Raw genomic sequence first — 15,898 nt, 5'->3', positions numbered from 1 at the left:
GCCTCGAAGGCGTCGGCGAATCGTTGTTGAGAGTTGAGCCCCATGAGCTCGCGGGCACTGACCAGGGCAGGGTTGGCGGGTGGGGGCTTCGAACGCTGCATGAGGACTCCCGAGGTCTGTCGGATCCCGGACTCACGGTAGCGATTCAAGACACAGCGGGCATGGCTTTCCGGCCGGCTACCACCGATGCACGCGTTGGCGCGGAACGACGTGACGGGCCGACGGGCCGACGGGCCGGCCCGAGCGCGGCCTGCGCCCGTAGCCCGAGGCGGCGGACCCGGCGAGAACCGGCGAACGCCGCGCCCGCGCCGCTACTCCGCGCCCAGTTCCATTGCCGCGTCGACCTCCGCCTTGCGGGTGGCGAGGTCGGCGGCGGCTCGGGCCGCGTCGTATTGGTCGGCGATTTCCTCGTCCTGGCGCATCAGGGCCAGGAGGTCGGACTTGGCGTGGTCCAGGACGCCCATGGACTCGTAGGCGGAGCGGACGCCGTCGCCCCACAGGCCGATGTCGCGGACCACCGGCACGATGCGGCTGAACAGGTGCGAGCGGTAGAGGTGGAACATCTCCGACGACTCGACGCACTCCATACACTCGTCGACCGGCATGTCCAGCGTCTCGAACACCTCGCGGCCGGTGAAGCGGTCGCGCATCAGCAGGCTGCCCTCGATCACGAACTCCTCGCGCTCGGCCCGCTCGCGGTCGGTCAGTTCGCGGTAGTAGTCCTTGAGCGCGAGCCGGCCGAACGCCACGTGCCGGGCCTCGTCCTGCATCACGTAGGCGAGCAGGTGCTTGACCAGCGGCGCGGTGGCCAGGTCCCGGTACAGGCCGAAGGCCGCGAGCGCGAGGCCCTCGATCAGTACCTGCATGCCGAGGTAGGGCAGGTCCCAGCGGCTGTCCTCCAGCGACTCGGCCAGCAGCTTGGCCAGGTCCTGGTTGACCGGGTAGTACATGCCGATCTTCTCGTGCACGAACCGGGCGAACAGCTCCACGTGCCGCGCCTCGTCCATGGTCTGCGTCGCGGCGTAGAACTTGGAGTCCATGTCCGGCACCGACTGCACGATCCGGGCGGAGACGGTCAGCGCCCCCTGCTCCCCGTGCAGGAACTGGCTGAACAGCCAGGAGCCCTGGTGCCGGTCCACCTCGTCGCGGTCGCGCTGCGACATCCGGCCCCACAGGTCGGAGCCGTGCAGCGGGTTGAACTCGTCGGGCAGGCCGGCCACGTTGATCGGGTCGATCTCCAGGTCCCAGTCGATCCGGTCCCGGGCGTCCCACTGCTTGTCCTTGCCCTTTTGGTACAGCGCGAGCAGCCGCTCCCGCCCCCCGTCGTATTCCCAGGAGAAGCGGGCGGACCCGGCCATCGGCACGTTCCAGGTGTCGGCGGACACCGGGGTGGAGTAGAGCGGGAACGACGTCACGACAGTCCCTTCGTGGTCGGATCGGTGGTCGGGTCCACGGTCAGATCAACCCCTCGGCCGCCAAGGGGTTCCTGGTCAGGGCCCGCTCGACGCCCAGCCACATCGCGCCCGCCATCTCCATGATCTTGGGCTGGCCCATCAGGTGCTGGCTGATCGTGGTGAGGTCGCGCAGCCGGCGCTCGATCGGGCAACCACGGTAGATCGAGGCGCTGCCGACCACGTCGGACAACACGCCGGCGGCGTCGCGGCAGGTCCGGATGGTGTGCATGTAGCCGCCGACCAGGGCCGCGCGCAGCCGCAACGACGGTTCGGTGCCCTGCTCCAGCGCCGACCACAGCTCGCCCAGTACGTCGTACAGGTGGCTGCGCGCCGCACCGACCATGGCGTGCGCCTGGGCCACGCCGGTCCGGACCCGGGGGTCCTCCCGGGCCGGGCGCATCTCGGGCACCGCGATCTTGTCGGCCAGCAGGTCCTCGGCCGCTTCGAGGGCCGCCCGGGCGATGCCGAGCGGCACCCCGGGGAGGTTGGCGAAGAACATGCCGGGCCAGGCGTACAGGACCCCCTCGCGGCGGCGTTCGCGCAGGTCGCGGAAGCGGAAGGTCTGCTCGGCCGGGACGAGGACGTCGTCGATCCGGTAGTCGTGGCTGCCGCTGCCCGCCAGGCCGGTGGTGTACCAGGTGTCCAGGATCTCGAACTGCTCGGCGCGCAACAGGGCGACCCGGGCCTCGGGCCGGCCGTCGTCGGTGCGCGCGGGGGCGCCGTCCTCGTACACGATCGCGCCGCCGATGATCACGTCGGCGTGGGTGCAGCCGCTGCCGAACTGCCAGCGGCCGGTCAGGCGATAGCCGCCGTCGACGCGGTGGAGCCGACCGGCCGGCACGATCCAGCCCGCGGTGATCGAGTCCAGGTCGGGGTACAGCTTGCGGCCCACGGCATCGTCCAGCGCGGAGCTGTAGTAGCCGCCGTCCGAGCCGATCATGGCGCACCACCCGGCCGCCCCGTCGGCCGCGGACAACTCCTCCACGATCCGGGTCTGGGTACGGATGTCCACCTCGGGCCCGCCCCACGCCCGGGGCATCGGCATGCGGAACACCCCGGTCGAGCGCAGCGCGTCGACGGCCCGCGGGGTGAGCCGGCGCCCCCGCTCGTTCGCGTCGGCCTCCTCGCGCAGCACCGGGGCCACGGCCCGGGCGTTGGCCAGGATCGTGGCACCGTCGACGGGCCCGCCGTCGCTGGGGCCGCCGTCGACGGTGCCGCCGTCGAGCCCGGTCGGGTCGGTCGTGCGGGACATGATCGATCCCCCTTCAGTCTCAGGCCGGAGTCGCTTCGATCACCCGGAAGTCGAAGCGGGGGAGTGTGGTGATCCGGGTCGTCGCGAAGCCCGCGGTGTGCAACAGGCGCCGAAACTCCTCCTCGGTACGCTCGCGACCACCGGTGACGACCAGCATGTGCAGGTCCAGCAGGAGCGCGGCGGCCTCGGACCGGCTGCCGGGGGTGACCGTCTCGGGCAGCGCGCGCTCCAGCAGGAACACCCGGCCCGCCGGGGGGATCACCGCGCGGATGTTGCGCAGGATGAGGCCGGCTTCCTTGTCGTCCCAGTCGTGCAGGATCTGCTTGAGCAGATAGGCGTCGCAGCCCGAGGGCACCGCGTCGAAGAAGTCCCCGCTCACCACCCGCGCCCGGGCCACCACCCCGGCGGCGGCGAGCGTGTCGGCGGTGGCGGCCAGACCGGTGGGCACGTCGAACACCACACCCTCGACCTCGGGATGGGCCCGCAACACGTGCGCGACGAGGGTGCCGTCGCCGCCGCCGAGATCGACCACGGTACGAAACCGCCCCAGGTCCGCGGCGGCGATCGCCTCGGGCGCCACGTCGCGGGTGTGCTCGGCCATGGCCAGGTTGAACGTCTCGGCGGCGTCGGGATGGGCCGCGTAGTACTCGGTCCACCCCATGCCGTGAGCCAGCTCCCACGGCGGCTCGCCGGTACGCACGCCGGCGACCAACTCGCCCCAGCTGCGCCAGACTTCGGGGCCGCACATCATCCGCATCAGCCCGCGGATCGAGTCCGGCGCGTCGGTGCGCAGCGGTTGCCCCGGCTCGGCCAGCTCGAAGCGGTCCGGGCCGACCGGGGTCAGCACCCCCACCCCGGCCAGGGCCAGCAGCAGACGGTGCAGGGACGGGCCGTGCGCGCCGAGCCGTTCGGCCAACTCGGCGGTGCTGCGCGGTCCTCCGGCGAGCAGGTCGGGGATGCCCAACTCGGCCGCCGCGTGTACCGCCTTGCCGGCCAACACCTGCACGATCATCGCGGTGAGCCGGGCCGAGGGCGGCGGTTTCCGCTCGCCTTCGCGCACGGCGTCAGCCTCCGAGCGCATCGGTCGGGCACAACGTCGATTCGGCCACGTCGGCGGCGATTCTCTTCATGGTGACCTTCCGATGGAAATAGTGGTAGCTCCGGGAGACCGCATAATCGACGTGTTCTTTCCGGTCGGTCATGAAGTAGGTGACGTAGTCGCAGATGGTCTCGTCGCCCAGGAGATGCAGGGGCGCGTGACGCACCGGAATCGTCCCGAAGTCCACGAACATGGGCAGGATTTCGTGCCGAATCAGCCCGGCGACGTAGTCGAAGCCTTTGGCATGGGAAAGCAGCGCGCAGTTGCGCATGATGATGCCGAGTAGGAGGTCGCCCTTGAAGGACTGTTCGATCGCGACATTGTTGACCTCGATGATTCGCCGACCCGCGGCTCCCGGTATCACCTCGTGATAGATCGAGTCGGGCGCCGCCGGGGTCAATCTGAAGATGGCCGCCATGCGGCCGTCGAAGGTGACCTTGTAGCAACTCGACGTCACTCCGGGAAGGAATTTATCGCGATAGATGCCGAGCGGCTTGAGCGCCTTCTCCAGGAATTCGCGGTATTCTTCGCGTTCCTGGGTCTCGGTGATCATGCACGTCTGGTACTTCCGCACCTCGGCCAGGACGGATTCGTCCTTCGGCGCGGCCACGAACGCCACCGGTGAGGCCGCCATCGCATGGTCGGTGGGAATGCCGTCGTCCTCGGGCCGTCGCTCTTCCCGTATGCTCCTCATCCCGTCGAATCCTCGACCCTAGGACGCGAGGGGAGTGGTCAGTACATCGTCGAACATCCGACTGTAGTAGTGGATCGTCATCCTCCTTCCCTGGATGACGTCGGCCATGTCGGAATCCTTCACCAACAACTCGTTCACCGCGCGCTTCACGTCTTCGATGTGTTTGGCGTCGAATCCGCCGTGGCTCTTGATGAATGTCACCTGATTACGTTCGAGGCCGTACCGGTCCCGGAGCACCTGGGCCATGGCCTTGCCCAGTTCCGCGCCCAGGCCCTCGGTCAGACTGGCCACGCCGAGGATGCCCACGGGGTTGCCGTACGTCGCCATGTAGTAGTTCTGCGAGACCAGTCCCCAGGACCCGGGTTTCGGCGGCACGGCGAGCACCTGCGCCACGTCCTCGCCGAGGTTCCGCAGGTCGTTCATACAGAATTGGTCGTGATTGTTCTCTTCCTGGACCTGCTCGAAGAACCAGTCGCGCAAGCCCCGGTAGTCGTCGCCGAGCCGCGCGCCGGCCAGCGACAACATCCGCGAGGTGTGTCGCACCATGTGGTACGTCTCGCGCAGGTAGCTCACGTAATGCTCGCGTTTCATCCCGCCACCGAGCACGAGCTCGATCAGCCCGTTCTTTTCGATCGAGGCCTTGTAGTCCTCTTCCGTCGCGGCGAGCAGGTCGTCGAAGTTGCTCATGATCGGTGCTCCATTCGTTCCGGCGTGCTGACGGACGGTGGTGGCGACAATCCGGCCGAGGCGGGGTTCGACCGCGGTGCGAGAGCGATGACGAAAGGCGGAAACGGGAGCGGGAACCGAGAGCGGGAAGGGAAAACGGGAACGGTGACTAACGGGTTTTCGTCGGCGGCTTCGGGAAGGGGCGCAGCCGGTAGGTGCCGATCGCCCGGGCCAGGATCCGGCCCTCCGTATCGGTCAGCCTCGCCTCCAGAAAGGCCGAGCTGTTGCCCCGCGAGGTGATCCGTCCCGTACCCAGGATTCGACCCACGGAAATCGGTTTCACGAAGTCGGTGGACAGGGAGACGGTGACCGGCATGAACTCCGCGTCGGTGAGACCGACGATGGCCGAACCCATGCACTCGTCGAGCATGGCGACAATGAATCCGCCGTGCACGTTGCCGGCCGGATTGGTGAACTCGGGCAGCGCGGTGAAGGAAAGGTGGATCGAATCCGATTTCTTGTCGAGTTCGAGCAGCGTCCAGTCGACGAGAGCGGCGACCTGCGGCAGATCCCCCAGGCGGTCGAAAACGGTCTCTTCGACGTTCGTATTCGGCACCGGCGATTCTTCTTTCCTCGATTTTGCCGGACATTTCGCGGCTCGACTCGAGCGGCTCGCCCCTGCGTCCGACCCATGAACATTCGGCCGCGCTTGTCAGCATGGTGAGGTCGGAGGGCGAATGTCAACCACTCCGGCAAGATCATGCGAGAGCGACGGGCGATTAGCACCCGACCGGGTGAAGGCAAATGGACCGGCGGCCAAGATCGCGAATGGAGATCAAATATCGGCCGCCGGACCATCGAATCGTGGACCTTCGATCCGGCCGATTCCCGTGTGTCCGCGCCCGGCATACGGGCGCCGGCGTACGACTCCCGACCCCGAACGCGACTCGGCCGCCCCGCACGATGCGGGACGGCCGAGGAAGTGCGTTCGCGCCGGGATCGCGCGGGATCGAACGGGTTGGGGTTCAGGCGGCCTTGTCGTCGCCGAACAGGCCACCGCCGAAGGACTTCAGCAGGCCGTTCAGGTCGATCGTCTCACCGGCCGGGGGCGCCTTGGGCGAGACGCCGCCGGAGAGCTTGGAGTACTTGAGGTCGACGGTCACCTCGTTGGTGCCGTCGCCCTTGTCGTCGGCGGTCACCCGCACCGGGAACGGTGTGCCGTTGGCCGCCACGTAGATCGTGGTGACCGCGCCGTCCGCGTCCTTCTCGATCAGCGGGATCGTCTTGACCCCGTTGATGTCGGTGATCGGACCCTTGGTCAGCTTCGGCTTGTCCGTCGGGTCGGACGAGTCGGAATCCGGGTCGGAGTCCGAGCCGAACAGCGAACCCGAGCCCGGCTTCGAGCCGAAGAGGTTGTCGAGCGAGGGAGTACCGCCGCCCTTCAGCAGGTCCTGCCCGAACTTGCTCGCGTCGGTGTCGCCGAACTTGACATATTTGCCCTCGACGAGCTTGGCGGCCTCGGTGAACATCGTGTCGAATTGGCCCCCCAGGTCCTTGTCGCCGCGGGAGGAGGAACCCGACTTTCCGGACGGGGAGGCCGCCTCGGCCCGCTTGCCCAGGTCGACGAGGGTCTGGATGGTGCCGGGCGCGAGCCGGACGTAGAACGCCTTGTCGACCGCGATCAGGTCGAGCGCCTTGCCCTGGATGGTCACCTTGCCCTCGGCCCGGTTCTCGGTACCGATGCGAAGGTCCACGCCGACCGGCGCGTCGTAGATCTTGCCGGTGCCTTCGATGTGCAGGTTCGTGAGGTCCTTGTAGCCGTTCTCGGCCTGCTTGGACAGCGCTTCCACGCTCAGGCCCTCGTTCGAGGGGCCCTTCGGATCGAGGGCGTTGCCGCCGGCGGCAACGGACTCGAAGGGGTCTCCCGAGGACGACTCGCCACAACCGGCGGCGAGCAGGACCAGCGGAACGGTCAGGGCCGCGGCGGATATCCGGATCGGACGCACAGTTGAACTCCCGGTCGAGGAACGATCGATGGCATCACGAAGGATGCCTACCCGCATGGTAGGCAGCCTTGTCCACTCGATTGCGCCACGGGGGGCGGGTCGGGGCCGAACGGCGCGGGCCACACCCCTCCCCTGCGGGAGTCGCCGACCCCGCGACGCGACAATGGGGGCATGGACGCGGAGCACAGCAATAGGGGAGAACGACGTCCGTGGCTCGTCGGTGTGTCGGGAGCCTCGGGTACGCCGTACGCCGCCGCGGTGCTGCGCGCGCTGCTCGACGCCGGGGAGGCGGTGGACCTCGTGGTCAGCCGGGCCGCCCGGCTGACCCTGCTCGACGAGACCGGCATCGCGTTCCGGGACGCGCACTGGCGCGACGACCTCACCGCGTGGACCAAGCTCGACGAGTCCGCGCTCGACCGGGTCCGCTACTGGTCGGCCGGCGACCTGGGCGCGGGACCGGCGAGCGGTTCGTACCCCGCCAAGGGCATGGTCGTGGTCCCGGCCAGCACCGCCTCGGTCGCGGGCATCGCCATCGGCCTGTCCAAGGACCTGCTCCAGCGCGCCGCCGACGTCACGCTCAAGGAGCGCCGTCCGCTCGTGGTGGTGCCGCGCGAGACCCCGCTGACCGGGACCACGCTGCGCCACCTGGTCCGCCTCGACGACGCCGGCGCGGTGATCCTGCCGGCCTCGCCGGCCTTCTACGCGGGTGCGCAGGACGTACAGCGCCTGGTCGACTTCGTCGCCGGCAAGGTGCTGGACGTGCTCGGCGTCCACCACGACCTGTACCGGCGCTGGGACGGCGAACTCGGCGGCGCCCGACGCGAGGCGACCCGGTGAGCCCGACCCCACAACCACAGCCCTTCCGACAACCACAGCCCTCCTCACAACCAAAAAGGCCCCCGTGAGAACGGGAGCCTTGGCGGGTCGTGCCGGATCTGCCGAGGTGATCAGCGACCGGTCTTGCGGCGGCCGACCAGACGCTTCACACGCTTGAGCGTGCTCGACGGCTGGGCGGCTCGTGAGCGTTCCGCGATCTCATGCAGTTCCTGCATGTGGGCGCGGGCCATCTCCAGGGTGTACACGGTGTCGTCTCCCAACGAATCGTCATCAGAGGCTTGTGGCTTCCGATGCCTTTGATTCTAAGGGTTAGAATCGAAACCGTCCAATGAATTACAGGCATGACGGGGGTTTGTGCCTGCGTCATGTTGTAGTCCCCTGGCGGACCCCCGGTGGACACCATCGAATACCTGGAGGAAACGGACATGGATGCCGTCGACCGCAAGCTGATCCAGGCGCTGCGCGGCAACGGACGGGCCTCGTACGCCGAACTGGGCCGACTGGTGGGCCTGTCCGGACCGAGCGTCACCGATCGCATCAACCGCCTCGAACAGGCCGGCGTGATCACCGGCTACCGCGCCTCGGTCGACCCGGTCTCGCTCGGCCTGGGCGTGACCGCGCTGATCGGGATCCAGCTCTCCGACGCGGCCGACCACGACGACGTCAGCCGCCGACTGCGCGACCTGGACGAGATCGAGGACTGCTGGTTCATCGCCGGCGACGACTCCTTCATGCTCAAGGTCCGGGTCTCGGACATGGAGGGCCTGGAGAACGTGGTCCGGCGCCTGTCCGGCACGCGCGGCGTGGCCCGTACCCGAACCACCGTGGTGCTCTCCACCAAATGGGAGTACCGCGCGGCCGAACTGCCCGAACCCACCGAATAGCCGCACCCCGACCGGCATCCGAGTGGTCGTCGACGAGCCCTCGTAGGGTGGCGGACATGACGAATCCGGTGACACTCGAAGACCTCCGGGCCGCACAGAAGCGCATCGCGGGCACGGCCGTACGCACCCCCCTGCTGCCGTCCCTGCACGGCGACGCCGACCGGCCGCTGTGGCTCAAGCCGGAGAGCCTGCAGCCGATCGGCGCGTTCAAGATCCGCGGCGCGTACAACGCGATCGCGGCGCTGACCGACGCCGAACGCTCGCGCGGGGTCGTCGCACACTCCAGCGGCAACCACGCGCAGGCGGTGGCCTACGCGGCCCGCCTGTTCGGCGCCAAGGCGGTGATCGTGATGCCGGACACCACCCCGCAGGTCAAGATCGACGCCACCCACGCGCTGGGCGCCGAGGTGGTGATCGTCACCCCGGAGCGGCGCGACACCGCCGCCGGGGAGCTGGCCGAGGAGCACGGCTACGCGTTCGTACCGCCCTACGACGACGCGCGGATCATCGCCGGCCAGGGCACCGCCGGCCTGGAGATCACCGAGGACCTGCCCACCGTCGACACCGTGCTCGTCCCGGTCAGCGGCGGCGGCCTGATCTCCGGCATCGCCGCCGCGGTCAAGCTGACCAGCCCGCACACCAAGGTGATCGGCGTCGAGCCCGAACTGGCCGCCGACGCCGCCGAGTCCTTCCGTACCGGCGTGCGCACCACGTGGTCCACCACGCAGACCTACCGCACCATCGCCGACGGCCTGCGCACCACGTCCGTGGGCGTGCTGCCGTTCGCGCACATCCAGGCGTACGTGGACGACATCGTCACCGTCACCGAGGACCAGATCCGTGAGGCGATGCGCTTCCTGGGCCTGCGCGCCCGCCTGGTCGCCGAACCCGCCGGCGCGGTGGCCACCGCGGCCTACCTCTTCCGCAAGGACGCGCTCCCGGCCGGACGCGAACACGTCGCCGTGGTCAGCGGCGGCAACGTCGACCCCGCGCTCTACGCCGAGGTGATGGCCTGAGCGGGCGCGTCCCGCGCCGGGCGTAACCTCGTACAAGCCGCGCAGCGGCGGACAAGAAGACCAAGAGGGAGTACTCACGCATGGACGCGGGCCTGCGCAGGGAGATCGAGGACAAGGTTTTCGCCGGGGAGCGCCTGAGCCGTGAGGACGGCATCGCGCTCTACGCGAGCGACGACCTGGCGTGGCTCGGCGGGCTCGCGCACCACGTGCGGACGGTGAAGAACGCCGACAAGGTGCACTTCAACGTCAACCGCCACCTCAACATGACCAACGTGTGCAACGCGTCGTGCGCCTACTGCTCGTTCCAGCGCAAGCCGGGCGAGAAGGACGCGTACACGATGCGCATCGAGGAGGCCGTGCGGCTCGCCAAGGAGATGGAGCCGGACGGGATCACCGAACTGCACATCGTCAACGGCCTGCACCCGACCCTGCCGTGGCGCTACTACCCGAGGTCGCTCAGCGCGCTCAAGGAGGTGCTGCCGAACGTCGCGCTCAAGGCGTTCACCGCGACCGAGATCCACTGGTTCGAGAAGATCTCCGGCCTGTCCGCCTCGGACATCCTCGACGAGCTGATGGACGCGGGCCTGGAGTCGCTGACCGGCGGCGGCGCGGAGATCTTCGACTGGGAGGTCCGGCAGCACATCGTCGACCACGACACCCACTGGGAGGACTGGTCGCGGATCCACCGGCTCGCCCACTCGAAGGGCCTCAAGACCCCCTGCACGATGCTCTACGGCCACATCGAGGAGCCGAGGCACCGGGTCGACCACGTGATCCGGCTGCGCGAACTCCAGGACGAGACCGGCGGGTTCCAGGTCTTCATCCCGCTGCGCTACCAGCACGACTTCCACGACAGCAAGGACGGCATCGTCCGCAACCGGCTCCAGGCCCGGACCACGATGGCCACCGGCGCCGAGGCGCTGAAGGTGTTCGCGGTCTCCCGGCTGATGTTCGACAACGTCCCGCACGTGAAGTGCTTCTGGGTGATGCACGGCCTGGCCACCGCGCAACTCGCGCTCAACCACGGCGCGGACGACCTCGACGGCTCGGTGGTGGAGTACAAGATCACCCACGACGCCGACGACTTCGGCACGCCGAACAAGATGACCCGCGACGACCTGCTCGAACTGATCCGGGACGCGGGCTTTCGTCCGGTGGAGCGCAACACGCGCTACGAGACGCTGCGCGAGTACGAGGGCCCGGACCCGGCCCGGCGCGACACGCCGCAGCCGATGAAGCTCTGAGCCGACGCGGTCGAGGACGATCGGCGACGGGGGAGCGGGGCGATGCGGGACGGTGCGCGCGGACCCGGCGGCGTTCGCGCGCGGGCTCGGCCCCGTCGCCGAGGCCGCGCCGCTGCGGCTGTATCCCGAGCCGCGCGAGCACGGTGACGGGATGCTCGTGCCGGGCGGGTTCGGGTGGCTCGCCCCGAGGGTGATCCTGCTCGACCCGGCGACCCGGCGAACGGGCGGGAGCGGGTGGTGCGGGTCCCCTCGGGGAACATCCCCGACGTGCTCGACTCCCACGCGCCGTCCCGGCGCTTTCTCCGCGACGAGGCGGAAGGACTGCTGTATGGCTGACGCGTTGCGGATCGCGCTCACCCGGCGCGACGTCGAGGAGTGGTTCGGGCCCGACGAGGTGCTCCGGTACGACCTGCCCGGGATCGCCCACGAGCCCACCCGGCGCTTCCTGGCCGAGGTCGGCCTGCCCCGCCGGGCGGCGCTGATCACCTTCGCGCCCGACGCCGCGCCGGACCCCGGTCGGGAGGGGCGCATCGTGCTCGGCGCCTACGGCTCGCTGCGCACGGCCGACCAGGCGGTGCTGCTCGACGGCGCGACCGGCCGGGTGTTCGCCGAGGAGCGCTACGGCGATCCGGCGCTGATGTCCGTCGACGTGTCCACGCTGGTGCGCAACTGCGCCCTGGTCGAGGCGATCCGTCCCGGCCGTGGCCCGGTGCGCACCGCCGAGGAACTGATCGACCTGCTCGGCGAGACCGAACCCGAGCTGAACCCGGGGCACTCGTTCTGGCACACCTCCTTCGCGCTGTGGCAACTGCGCCGCGCGGCGCTGCCCGGCGAGGGCCTGGCGGTGCGGATCACGCCCGCGATGCTCGACCTGGTCTACGAGAACGAGTTCTCCGGCTACGAGGAGCGGCAGCTGCCGGCCGCGATCACGCACGAGCCGACCCGACGGTTCCTGCTCGACGTCGGGCTGATCGACGCGTGGGCGTATCTGGACATGCGCAGCGACGGCAAGCCGCTGCCGACCCTCGCGGAGCTGGCCGCCGAGCGCCGGGCGGACTGGGACGACGAGCCGGAGCCGCCGGCCGACGCGGAGCACCTGGTGGTGCTGGGTTATGTCAGCGAGGACGGCGATCTGCTCGTGGACGGCCGTACCGGCGTGGTCCGGCGCTGGAACACCGGCGGCGACGAGCCGTTCCTGGACACGCTCGACACCGACCTGTCCACGCTCGCCTTCACGATGTGGGTGATCGGCCGGATGCACCGGCAGGGCGAGCGGTTCGGGATCGGCATCCACGACGTGTGGGAGTCGATCGCGGTCGACCTGTTGTCGTCGGTGGACCCGCTCGCCTGGGCCGAGCCGGGCAGCTATTGGGAGGGCATGATCCTGGACGGCATCAACGGACTGGGTCCCTGAGCCGGAGCGGATCGCCGATTCGGGGTCGGGATCCGGGTCCGAAATGGGGGATGCTTGACTGGTAGTGGCGGCCCGGGCTCGCGCCCGCGGCCTCTCGTACCGCGTCCGCCAGTGGAACCGAAGGTGACCATGTCGAATCCCGCGCTGCGTTACTCGCTCTTCCGGCTCGGCATCTTCGCCGCGCTGTTCGCGGCGGCCATGGGCGTGTTCAGCCTGTTCGACATGGAAGGCGGCGGCAACGTCTTCATCGCGATCGCCATCGCCGCGGGGCTGTCCGCGGTGATCAGTTACCGGTTCCTCGACGCGCAGCGCGAGGCCATGTCCGAGGCCCTGTACAACCGGGTGCAGGCGGCCAAGGCCAGGATCGCCGAGGACAACCGCGCCGAGGACGAGGCGACGGGCGCGATCTCCCCGCGCGCCCGGGAAGCCTCCTAGTCCGGGGCGCCTGGCCCCGAGGCGGGACGGGTGTGCGCCGTGCCCTGGGACGTCGGGTAAGCGAGGTGTGGCCGGCGGTGTCCCTCGGTGTCCGCCGGTGTCCGTTCCGTAATTCTTTGCGTTTATCGGTTTGCTGTCGCTATCCTCGCCACATGATCGGTGCAGGCGACACGCAGATGACGCACGGTGCGGTGGGTTTCCCGCTCGTGTCACGTCGTCATGTCGACCTGGGCCGTTGCGCCACCGCGCTGTGTTGCGGCTGACCGCTGCCGTGCCCCTGTCGGGCCGACGCCTTCACGCTCGTCGTCCCGACCGCCCGCACGTCGGCCTTTTGCGGCCGTTCTGCGCGAAGTAACGCTTCCTCGTAGTTCTTCCTGCGGGCACTCGGGTGCCTTTGATGCGCAGGTTCACGGCCGCTCCGTACCGCCACCCTCCGTCCCCCACGGTGCCCGTTCAGGAGCCCTGCCTTGTCATCAGCAGTCGATTCCCTCAAGACATTGAAGCGAACGCCCTTTTGGGCGCAGATAGCCGCCGGCCTCGTGCTCGGTGTGGTCCTCGGCTTCATCGCCAAGGAGTACAGCGTCTCGTGGTTGACCGAGACGCTCGACCAGATCGGCACGATCTTCGTCCAGCTGCTCAAGCTGGCCGTACCGCCGCTGGTGTTCACCGCGATCCTGGTCAGCGTGGTGAACCTGCGCAACGTGAACAACGCGGCCCGGCTCGCCGCCCGCACGCTGATGTGGTTCCTGATCACGTCGCTGATCGCGGTCGCCATCGGCCTGACCATCGGCCTGATCACCAACCCGGGTGACGGCTTCAAGCTGCCGGCCGACCCGGGCAAGGCGCCGAAGACCAACGGCGACTGGCTCGACTTCCTCACCGGCATCATCCCGACCAACATCGTCACCGCGTTCTCCGAGGTCAAGGTCCTGCAGATCGTGTTCCTCGCGGTCGTGCTCGGTTCTGCGATCCTGTCGGTCGGCGCGAAGGCCGAGCCGCTGGTCAAGGGCGCCGAACTGGTCCTGGAGATCATCCAGAAGGCGCTGTGGTGGGTCATCAAGCTGTCCCCCCTGGGCACGCTCGGCCTGATCGGCACCTCGGTCGCCACCTACGGCTGGGACCTGATCAAGCCGCTGGGCACGTTCACCGCCGACATCTACATCGGTTGCGCGCTGGTGATGTTCGTGGTCTACCCGCTGCTGCTGTGGCTGGTCGGCAAGGTCAACCCGCTCAACTACTTCAAGGGCGCGTGGCCGGCCATCCAGCTCGCCTTCGTCTCCCGCTCCTCGGTCGGCACCATGCCGGTCACCCAGAAGGTCACCGAGCGCCTGGGCGTGCCGAAGGACTACGCGTCCTTCGCGGTGCCGTTCGGCGCCACCACCAAGATGGACGGTTGCGCCGCGATCTACCCGGCGATCGCCGCGATCTTCGTGGCCGAGGTCTACGGCGTGAACCTGGGCATCAAGGAATACCTGCTGATCGCGTTCGTCTCGGTGATCGGCTCGGCGGCCACCGCCGGTCTCACCGGCGCGATCATCATGCTGACCCTCACGCTCAGCACGGTGAACCTGCCACTGGCCGGCGTCGCCCTCCTCCTGGCGATCGACCCGATCCTGGACATGATGCGCACCGCGACGAACGTGGCCGGTCAGGTGGTCGTGCCGATTCTGGTCTCCGCCCGGGAGAAGACGCTCGACCTGGAGATGTACAACAACCCGCGTGACCTGGAAGCCCCCGACGAGCCGGCCAAGCCGCACGTCCCGCTCCAGAAGACGCCGGACCGCGAACCGGTCTCCGTCTGACGCACCCCGAACCGACGCCCCCGATCCCCTCGTGCCGAAGGGGTCGGGGGCGTTGTCGTGTCAGCGTCGGGTCAGCCCCGGGGCGCTTCCCCGGCCGGTTCGGGCTCGGCGGCCGGGGTCGGGGTGGCCGCCGTGTAGCGGCGGGCCAGGGTTCGGATGTGGTCGACCAGCTCGGGCGGATCCTCGATCTCGAAGTCGGCGTCGAGCAGGCCGATGTAGACGGCCAGGCTCTCGATGCTGGGGGCGCTGGTCTCGAAGACGCAGGTCTCGTCGTCGATCACCGCGAACGAGCCGAAGGCGGGCGGCACCCGGTCGGCCACCGTGCCGATCGGGGCGCGTACCAGGACCCGGGCCCGGTACTGCCCGCGCGCGTTCTGCACGCCCTGGTTGACGAAGGCGGCCACGTCCCCGTCGGCGGGCAACTCGCGTGGGGTGAAGCGCGGTCCGTGCGGTGGGCGCGGGGTGATCCGGTCCAGCCGGAAGGTGCGCCAGTCCGCGCGCTCCAGGTCCCACGCGACCAGGTACCAGCGGCCCATCCGGTGCACGAGGCGATAGGGCTCGACCCGGCGCGAGGACTCCTTGCCGTCGTGCGAGCTGTAGCGGAAGCGCAGTTGCTCGTGGTCGCGGCAGGCGCCGGCGAGTACGGTCATCACGTCCATGTCCACGGCCGGGCCGGTCGCGCGCACCGGCACGGTGTACTTCTGCAGCGCCTTGACCCGGCGGTGCAGCCGGGACGGGAGCACCTGGTCGAGCTTGCCGAGCGCGCGCAACATCGCCTCGTCCATGCCGTCCACCACGCTGCCCGCGGCGATCCGCAGACCGACCACGACGCTGACCGCCTCCTCGTCGTCGAGCAACAGGGGCGGCAGCGCCTTGCCCGCGCCGAGCCGGTAGCCGCCGACCACCCCTCGACGTGCGTCGACCGGATAGCCCAGACTGCGCAGACGCTCGATGTCGTAGCGGACCGTCCGGCCGCTCACGCCGAGCCGTTCGGCGAGTTCGGGTCCGGTCCAGTCGGGCCGCGTCTGCATCAGCGAGAGCATGCGCAACAGGCGCGCGGAGGTTTCCAACATGAGCCGAAGTCTGCCGGCTCCG

16 protein-coding genes are annotated in these 15,898 nt (G+C 69.2%); 7 read left to right on the top strand and 9 right to left on the bottom strand.

Annotated features, from left to right (window positions below):
• Positions 1-311 precede the first annotated feature (311 nt).
• The 7 genes from ACMXN5_RS13250 to ACMXN5_RS13220 all read right to left on the bottom strand — a co-directional run bounded on the left by ACMXN5_RS13250 (position 312) and on the right by ACMXN5_RS13220 (position 7,171).
• Positions 312-1,415, bottom strand: coding sequence for a ferritin-like domain-containing protein (locus ACMXN5_RS13250; RefSeq protein ID WP_439675429.1), 1,104 nt, complete (start codon positions 1,413-1,415; stop codon positions 312-314).
• 40 nt (positions 1,416-1,455) lie between these two features.
• On the bottom strand, positions 1,456-2,706 hold the full coding sequence (locus ACMXN5_RS13245) for an acyl-CoA dehydrogenase family protein (protein WP_439675428.1): 1,251 nt from the start codon (positions 2,704-2,706) through the stop codon (positions 1,456-1,458).
• A 19-nt stretch (positions 2,707-2,725) separates the two neighbouring features.
• Positions 2,726-3,766: a methyltransferase gene (locus ACMXN5_RS13240; protein WP_439675427.1), complete on the bottom strand. Its 1,041-nt coding sequence runs from the start codon at positions 3,764-3,766 to the stop codon at positions 2,726-2,728.
• Between the two features lie 4 nt (positions 3,767-3,770).
• Positions 3,771-4,499 (bottom strand): hypothetical protein, encoded by a 729-nt coding sequence (locus ACMXN5_RS13235; RefSeq protein WP_439675426.1) that lies wholly within the window; start codon positions 4,497-4,499, stop codon positions 3,771-3,773.
• Between the two features lie 18 nt (positions 4,500-4,517).
• Positions 4,518-5,186 carry an iron-containing redox enzyme family protein gene (locus ACMXN5_RS13230; RefSeq protein WP_395794221.1) on the bottom strand — a complete coding sequence of 223 codons (669 nt, stop codon included), beginning with the start codon at positions 5,184-5,186 and terminating at the stop codon, positions 4,518-4,520.
• Positions 5,187-5,334: 148 nt separating this feature from the next.
• The gene (locus ACMXN5_RS13225) at positions 5,335-5,781 is read right to left on the bottom strand and encodes a PaaI family thioesterase (RefSeq protein WP_439675425.1); all 447 of its coding nucleotides are present in this window, start codon (positions 5,779-5,781) and stop codon (positions 5,335-5,337) included.
• Positions 5,782-6,190: 409 nt separating this feature from the next.
• A complete protein-coding gene (locus ACMXN5_RS13220) occupies positions 6,191-7,171 on the bottom strand; it encodes a hypothetical protein (RefSeq protein WP_439675424.1) in 981 nt (326 codons plus the stop codon).
• A gap of 171 nt (positions 7,172-7,342) precedes the next feature.
• On the opposite strand from ACMXN5_RS13220, the gene ACMXN5_RS13215 reads away from it, so the two are divergent.
• Entirely contained in the window at positions 7,343-8,008 is a 666-nt protein-coding gene (locus tag ACMXN5_RS13215) for a UbiX family flavin prenyltransferase (protein ID WP_439675423.1), read from the top strand.
• Between the two features lie 110 nt (positions 8,009-8,118).
• On the opposite strand, the gene ACMXN5_RS13210 is transcribed toward ACMXN5_RS13215, so the two are convergent.
• Positions 8,119-8,268 (bottom strand): hypothetical protein, encoded by a 150-nt coding sequence (locus tag ACMXN5_RS13210; RefSeq protein ID WP_395794229.1) that lies wholly within the window; start codon positions 8,266-8,268, stop codon positions 8,119-8,121.
• Positions 8,269-8,433: 165 nt separating this feature from the next.
• Here ACMXN5_RS13210 and ACMXN5_RS13205 point away from each other — a divergent pair, with 165 nt between their 5' ends.
• From ACMXN5_RS13205 to ACMXN5_RS13180, 6 genes are all read left to right on the top strand, one after another.
• The gene (locus ACMXN5_RS13205; protein WP_026219445.1) at positions 8,434-8,892 is read left to right on the top strand and encodes an Lrp/AsnC family transcriptional regulator; all 459 of its coding nucleotides are present in this window, start codon (positions 8,434-8,436) and stop codon (positions 8,890-8,892) included.
• 56 nt (positions 8,893-8,948) lie between these two features.
• Positions 8,949-9,908: a threonine ammonia-lyase gene (locus ACMXN5_RS13200; RefSeq protein WP_439675422.1), complete on the top strand. Its 960-nt coding sequence runs from the start codon at positions 8,949-8,951 to the stop codon at positions 9,906-9,908.
• An 80-nt stretch (positions 9,909-9,988) separates the two neighbouring features.
• Positions 9,989-11,152: an aminofutalosine synthase MqnE gene (mqnE, locus tag ACMXN5_RS13195; RefSeq protein WP_379999536.1), complete on the top strand. Its 1,164-nt coding sequence runs from the start codon at positions 9,989-9,991 to the stop codon at positions 11,150-11,152.
• Positions 11,153-11,480: 328 nt separating this feature from the next.
• Positions 11,481-12,566 (top strand): SUKH-4 family immunity protein, encoded by a 1,086-nt coding sequence (locus ACMXN5_RS13190; RefSeq protein ID WP_439675421.1) that lies wholly within the window; start codon positions 11,481-11,483, stop codon positions 12,564-12,566.
• Between the two features lie 129 nt (positions 12,567-12,695).
• Positions 12,696-13,001, top strand: coding sequence for a DUF4229 domain-containing protein (locus ACMXN5_RS13185; RefSeq protein ID WP_395794462.1), 306 nt, complete (start codon positions 12,696-12,698; stop codon positions 12,999-13,001).
• 497 nt (positions 13,002-13,498) lie between these two features.
• Complete coding sequence (locus ACMXN5_RS13180) at positions 13,499-14,803, top strand: dicarboxylate/amino acid:cation symporter (protein ID WP_380034311.1); 1,305 nt, start codon at positions 13,499-13,501, stop codon at positions 14,801-14,803.
• A gap of 71 nt (positions 14,804-14,874) precedes the next feature.
• Here the strand turns inward: ACMXN5_RS13180 and ACMXN5_RS13175 are convergent, their stop codons facing one another.
• Positions 14,875-15,876, bottom strand: a complete 1,002-nt coding sequence (locus ACMXN5_RS13175) for a helix-turn-helix transcriptional regulator (RefSeq protein ID WP_439675420.1) — start codon at positions 15,874-15,876, stop codon at positions 14,875-14,877.
• Positions 15,877-15,898: the final 22 nt, after the last annotated feature.

This window comes from Embleya australiensis (assembly GCF_051903075.1).
Lineage (GTDB): Bacteria > Actinomycetota > Actinomycetes > Streptomycetales > Streptomycetaceae > Embleya.
The sequence above is the reverse complement of the archived record's forward strand: the minus strand, read 5'-3'. Positions and strand labels throughout refer to the sequence as shown.